The sequence below is a fragment of the Candidatus Parvarchaeota archaeon genome, from assembly GCA_016866895.1.
Lineage (GTDB): Archaea > Micrarchaeota > Micrarchaeia > Anstonellales > VGKX01 > VGKX01.
Window position 1 is genome coordinate 1 of sequence record VGKX01000071.1, and the last position, 5940, is coordinate 5940.

Here is a 5940-nt window from a genome sequence, read left to right on the forward strand (position 1 = left end):
TTGCAAAAGCACAACCTATTTACAAGAATTTCAGGGGCTGGGAAGACCTAGGCGAGCAGGGTTGGCAGGAAGTTGCAAAAAAGAACTCCCTGGATGCTTTCCCCCAAAATTGCCAAAAATATCTCAAGTTCATAAAACGGTTTCTTGGAGTGCCAATCACGATACTAGGTGTCGGGCCCGACAGGGAAAAAACGTTAGTATTAAAGGAGTTGCCAAAGTAAATTCTCTTCTTGCTCCAGACAGCTAGTTTTGTCATGGTCTTGTAGTATCATAGCCATGTGTTGGCGTTAGTTGGAGAGCAACTTTCTTGTTGTTTGGGGCTTGTATTGACTGTTTGATTCAATGATTCAAAATTTCGCCTTGGTAGCTCAGGGGTAGAGCGCGTCCTTGGTAAGGACGAGGCCGCGAGTTCAATTCTCGCCCAAGGCTTCGCTGCGCTCTGCCTTGGGTTTGCGTCCCGGGGCGCAAATCTCTCGCAATTCTTCGAATTGCTCGATCGCCCAAGGCTTGGGGCATCATGTTAGACTTTGTGATGCCACGAGGTCAAATGCTCGGAATTAAATTCCGTGCTCCTGCGCATACGCTAATTTTTTCCTACTCAATCTTAATCAGCTCGCCGTTTTGGGGGGCAAGGGCGTCAAAGCCCATCTCCTTCAACTCGGCTGCAAACTCCTCGCACGAGTCGCCATGGTTGCAGATTACCTTGCCGGGGTTGATTCTTTTGACAAAGCCGAGCAGCTCGCTTCTGCCTGCATGCGCTGAAAAGTCCAGGTATTCTACCGGCAGGTCTATCTTCACCTTCCGTTCGTCAATCGTAACTTCACCGGAATTCAGGAGGCTGTAGCCATTTGTGCCATCAACGCTGTATCCTGTCATGAAGACTTTGGAGTCGGGGTTTAAGTTCAAAAGGTAGTGCATGGCAGGGCCTCCCTGGAGCATGCCTGCTGTTGAGATTACGACACTTGGCCGCATGAGGGCCTTTTCCCGCTCTTGCCTTGAGTTTACAAACCGTATCCTTGTAAGGGATGCCTGGAATGCCTCAAAATCCCTCACATATTCCGGGTGCTCAAGAAGCGACAAGGCAGTGAGCTTTCCCATGCCATCAACGAATATGTCAATGTCGTGCGCAAGGTCATGAAGGATGCATCCTAGCTCCTGCGTCCTTCCTATCGCAAATGCCGGCAGCAGCGCGTTTCCGCCCGCGTCAACGGTCTTTTTTATCTCGGCCTTTAGCCTTTTTTCAAGCTCCTTTCTGTCCGGGTGGTCCCGCTTTGCATAGGTGCTCTCCATTATCAGGACATCGCCTTGCTGCTCAAACTGCGTTGCAATGTTCATGCGCGTTTCCGTGCCGTTTATGTCTCCGGAATAAATTATCTTCTTGCCCTCATACTCAAGTGCTGTTATCGCTGAGCCGGTTATGTGCCCTGCATCATGGAAAGAAAATGTTGTCCTGCCTGCAAGAACCTGCTTTTTGTAGGGCACAAGCACAAAGCTTTTCATGGCCGCATGCATCTGCTTCTGGCTGAAGTTCTGCGAAAGCTTGAGTGAGTCCTCCCAGAGTATTTCGCAAAGCGACTTTGTGGGCGGCGTTGCAATCAGGTTAATCTTGTGCTTGCCAAACAAGGCAGGCACATTTCCCACATGGTCCATGTGGCCGTGGGATATTATCGCAAAGTCAAGCTTGCCCTCGTAGGGAAGAGGCTTCACTTCCTGCTGCGTGTTTGCAAAAAGCTTGAGGCCATGGTCAAGCATTATATGCTTGTCTGTCTGGAGCAATATGGAGCTTCTGCCGACTTCATGGGCAGAGCCCAAGAATTTTATTGTAACTGGAGCCATAAGCTAAACTATATAAAGAATATCTAAATAAAGGTAATTGTGGACAACCTCACTTACCTCGATTTGCTTGTGCTTCTGAAGCTTGATGAAAACTCAGTGATAGAGCGGTTTGGCCCGGTAATAAACACCTCATTTTTTGAAACCGCCAACCTCCTAGGTTCCCTTAAGGTAAAAGGATACCTTGACCTGGAGTCGTCAATTGGCGGGATGTCAAGGATTTCAATAACCGAGCACGGCAGGCAGGTTATGCACCAGTGCGAGCAAAAGACCCTTGAGCCCCTTGACTCGCTTGACGAGGCCATTCTCTCAACAATCGCCACCGGCGTTTCAGACTCGGAGCGGCTTGCCCAAAGGCTCAATGTGCGGCCTGCAGACCTGGCTGTGCACCTCAACAAGCTTTGCGTCCAGGCATTCATTGAAAGCACCGTAAAATCCGCCAAAGTCGGCATTGCATTGACTGAAAAGGGCTTCAACAAAGTCGGCATTGTCAGAGGCACCCAGCAAGCCATGCAAGGAGGTTCGGCGGGAATCCCTGAAGCAACACAGGTAATTCAGGCAGACTCTCAGGCGCCTGCCAAAGAAGCGGCAAGCGGGCAGCAAAGCCTTGCGCAGGATGCTTCGGACGATGCAAAGGAAATCATTTTCGGCATGTTCCCAAAAAGCAAGGAGGAAAATAAGCTCTTGGCGCAGCCAAAACCTCAAGCCCAGCCAAAATCATCGCAAGCGCAAGCTTCACAAATCTTAACTCAAGCTTCCAATGCAAATAGTGCAAAACAAATTACTGAGCCTGGCTTGTTTGCAAAACAAACGGGCATTGGGTCAGTTGCTGCCAGTGCGACGCAGCAGATGGAACAGACGCACTCCCAAACGCCACAGGAACAAACCGATGTCAAGGCAATGAGGCTGCAGTCAAAGACGGAATATTACCTGCGCCACTTTTTCTGGTATGTGGAAATAGGAATAGTGCTTCTGGTTGGCATTGGCCTTGCTATTTTCCTCTCCCAGTCCCTGAAAATCAAGCTATTTTGAAATGCTGGGTGTGACAAGTGGAAATAGGGAAACTTCTTGAAAGTTATAAAATCCAGTATTTGAAGGAACACTTTTGCGCTGATGCGGCGCAGGCATCTTCAGTTGCAGCCCAAATAGGATTTCCCGTTGCCCTAAAAGTCGCATCAAAGAAAATCTCGCACAAAAGCGATGTTGGCGGGGTGCAGCTGAACCTTATGGGCAGGCAGGAAGTTGCAAATGCATATGAAATAATAAGGAGAAATGTCGGCGAGGCGAACATGAATGGCGTGAGGGTGCAAAAAATGGCCCCAAAGGGCTTTGAGCTGATTGTTGGGGGCATGAAAGACGCACAATTCGGGCACTTGGTGCTCTTTGGGCTAGGAGGAATTTACGTTGAAATCTTTAAAGACCTAGTTTTCAGGGTATGCCCTGTTGACAGGCAAATGGCGCTTGAAATGATTCGCTCAATCAAGTCCTATAAAATGCTTGCAGGGGCGCGGGGGGCAAAACCAATCAATGAATCGGAGCTTGCTGACCTAATCGTCAAGACGTCAAGGCTTCTTGTTGAGCAGGATGTGCAGGAGCTTGACTTCAACCCCGTAATAGCAAACGAGCACGGCTGCTTTGTTGTAGACAGCAGGATAGTTGAAAAGGCCGCAGAGGACAAATCAGAATATTAGGCTTAAATGCGGAAAAATTACTTAAGTAAAGAAAATGCAAGGAACTGCCAAAACAATCCAAAGCAATCCAATAATACCAAAACAAATCAAAACAATCAGCACAATTCCAAAAGGTGTGTTAAACGGCAAAAACTTCCAACTCAAAGACCAAGCTTCTTGAAAAAATTTTCAACCCCAAAAGCATTGCAGTAATAGGGGCTTCGCACGAGCCGACTAAAATCGGCCATGTGGTCCTGAAAAATTTCCTTGAAGGCGGATACCCTGGAAAGCTTTATGCAGTCAATCCAAATGTGCCTGAAGTGCTTGGAGTCAAGTGTGCCAAATCGGTTGCTGACATTGCAGGCCCAGTTGACTGCGCAGTCATTGCAATTCCAGCACTTGCAGTTGTGGACGTGCTTGAGCAGTGCGGAAAGAAGGGCATTAAGGCCGCAGTCGTGATTTCAGGGGGCTTTGGGGAAGTCGGGAATGTGGAGCTTGAAGGCAGGCTTGTGGAGGCGGCCTCAAAGCATGGCATGGCAGTCATAGGCCCAAACTGCATGGGCGTAATAAACCCGGAAAAAAGGGTGGATTCTGTTTTCCTGCCAATTTACAAGCTGGGCAGGCCGCACGTCGGGGAAATTTCCTTTATTTCGCAGTCGGGGGCGGTAGGTGGGTGCATTGTCGACCTGGCTGCCCGCGCGGGGGTAGGCATGAGCAAATTTGTCTCATACGGCAATGCCTCAGTTGTCAGCGAGTGCGACTTGCTTGAGTACCTGGGAAATGACTTGTCAACAAAAATAATCGTGTGCTATCTTGAAGGCGTCAAGGATGGAAAAAGATTCTTGCAGGTTGCCTCAAAAATCACGCGAAAAAAACCCATAGTCGCGATAAAGGCAGGCAAAAGTAAGCTTGGCGCGCAGGCTGCAAAATCCCACACAGGCTCGCTTGCAGGCTCTGCAATGGCGTATGCTGCCGCATTTGCGCAGTCAAGGATTACCGAGGCCGAGACGCTTGACGAGCTGTTTGACTTTGCAAAAATCTTCAGCCAGCCAATATGCTGCGCAAACAGGGTGGCAGTCATAACAAACGGAGGGGGCAACGGCGTTTTGGCGGCAGACGCAATCGAGCAGCACTCACTTGACCTGGCGAAATTTTCGGACAGCTCTCTTGCTGCACTAAAGGAGCTTTTGCCCCCCTATGCAAACGCGCGCAACCCACTTGACCTTATCGGCGATGCGGATTCTGCAAGGTTTGAGAGGGCAATTCGAATCTGCCTTGATGACAGGGGGGTTGACGCGCTTGTTGTAAACGTATTATTCCAGACTGCGGCAATCGACACGCGCATTGTAAGCGTGCTTGTGAAAGCCAACGGGGAGAAGAAAAAGCCAATCATAGTCATTGCAACAGGCGGGGAATACACTGAAATGCACAGGCGCATACTTGAAAGCTACGGCATCCCGACATACTCCTCTCCATCAAGCGGCGTAAAGGCCCTCTCAAAGTTCCTCCAGTACTGCGACCACTACAAAAAGTTCAACAAGACGGCTTGCCTGATTTAACCAGCGAGCAGGTTAACGGGACGGGCCAAGAAATCCGGCCGCGTTAGCAAAACAAGTCAAAGCCACAGCGGGCTTTTAGCACTTATGACATTTCCCCAAATATCCTTTTTATAAGATAAACAACAATCGACACCGGATGCTTTTGAAGTATTTCGCTAAGTGCCATTATCATGTAGCCTGCTGCAAGTGAAAAATAAAACAGCCCGCCCAATAGCATAACTCCGATTGCATTGTCGTAACGGCCCACAAGCCAGACCAACGGAATTATGAAAACAGGCGCAAGAAAGCCAATCTCTTTTGCCTTGTCTTTTGCCTTATTATCATGTTTGGTTGCATCGTTTTTCAACACCATATGCGCTATTTTTGATGTCATGAAGTAAGCTGCAATAAAAATTCCAAAAACTCCAATTAGAAAGCCGGTGATGCTGTTTATTATGCAATATATCGCTTTAGCAGGTTGCATTTGCGTTTCCTTGATGGCAAAAAGTGCCGCAAGTGGCATCAGCGCCAAAAGAAGGCCACCTTGCTGGCTTGGTCGAAGTATGAATGCATATGCAAAGCTGCCTACAAGCAATAAGAACAACAGAATTTCAAGGACCATAAACCCCATGCCGGTTTCCCTGTTTTCTTTTTTGGATTTTTTCAAGCTGAATACAGAAACCAAGAGCATGCTTGCCATTGCAACAATCAATATCGCGCTAAACATAAACAGGTTCAAAAACGCAGCCCAAAAATATTGCTGGATCTGGTGTGTCAAATAGCCGTATGCCAGAAGCAAAAGAAGCATCAAGTGATACCCGGCAGCTGCAAAGTTGATGCCAGGGTTTTCATTCTTCAGGTCGATTTTTTCATTAAATGACATACACAGACCTTGCAGA

6 protein-coding genes and 1 tRNA gene are annotated in these 5940 nt (G+C 48.3%); 5 read left to right on the forward strand and 2 right to left on the reverse strand.

Features of this window, described 5'->3' with window-relative positions; all coding sequences use genetic code 11:
* Together FJZ26_03510 and FJZ26_03515 are read left to right on the forward strand one after the other, a co-directional pair.
* Positions 1–221, forward strand: a 221-nt coding sequence (locus FJZ26_03510) for an adenylosuccinate synthase (GenBank protein MBM3229473.1), incomplete at its 5' end; no start/stop codon positions are given.
* 136 nt (positions 222–357) lie between these two features.
* Positions 358–429 (forward strand) — tRNA-Thr (locus FJZ26_03515).
* Between the two features lie 165 nt (positions 430–594).
* On the opposite strand, the gene FJZ26_03520 is transcribed toward FJZ26_03515, so the two are convergent.
* The gene (locus FJZ26_03520) at positions 595–1836 is read right to left on the reverse strand and encodes an MBL fold metallo-hydrolase (GenBank protein MBM3229474.1); all 1242 of its coding nucleotides are present in this window, start codon (positions 1834–1836) and stop codon (positions 595–597) included.
* Positions 1837–1875: 39 nt separating this feature from the next.
* On the opposite strand from FJZ26_03520, the gene FJZ26_03525 reads away from it, so the two are divergent.
* From FJZ26_03525 to FJZ26_03535, 3 genes are all read left to right on the forward strand, one after another.
* Positions 1876–2865, forward strand: coding sequence for a hypothetical protein (locus FJZ26_03525; GenBank protein MBM3229475.1), 990 nt, complete (start codon positions 1876–1878; stop codon positions 2863–2865).
* 17 nt (positions 2866–2882) lie between these two features.
* The gene (locus FJZ26_03530) at positions 2883–3524 is read left to right on the forward strand and encodes an acetyl-CoA synthetase (GenBank protein ID MBM3229476.1); all 642 of its coding nucleotides are present in this window, start codon (positions 2883–2885) and stop codon (positions 3522–3524) included.
* A 227-nt stretch (positions 3525–3751) separates the two neighbouring features.
* Complete coding sequence (locus tag FJZ26_03535) at positions 3752–5062, forward strand: CoA-binding protein (protein MBM3229477.1); 1311 nt, start codon at positions 3752–3754, stop codon at positions 5060–5062.
* 82 nt (positions 5063–5144) lie between these two features.
* On the opposite strand, the gene FJZ26_03540 is transcribed toward FJZ26_03535, so the two are convergent.
* The gene (locus FJZ26_03540; protein ID MBM3229478.1) at positions 5145–5924 is read right to left on the reverse strand and encodes a hypothetical protein; all 780 of its coding nucleotides are present in this window, start codon (positions 5922–5924) and stop codon (positions 5145–5147) included.
* Positions 5925–5940: the final 16 nt, after the last annotated feature.

Coding starts and splice junctions, on each gene's coding strand:
- FJZ26_03520 (MBM3229474.1), bottom strand. CDS start 1,836: ATGGCTCCAGTTACAATAAAATTCTTGGGCTCTGCCCATGAAGTCGGC.
- FJZ26_03540 (MBM3229478.1), bottom strand. CDS start 5,924: ATGTCATTTAATGAAAAAATCGACCTGAAGAATGAAAACCCTGGCATC.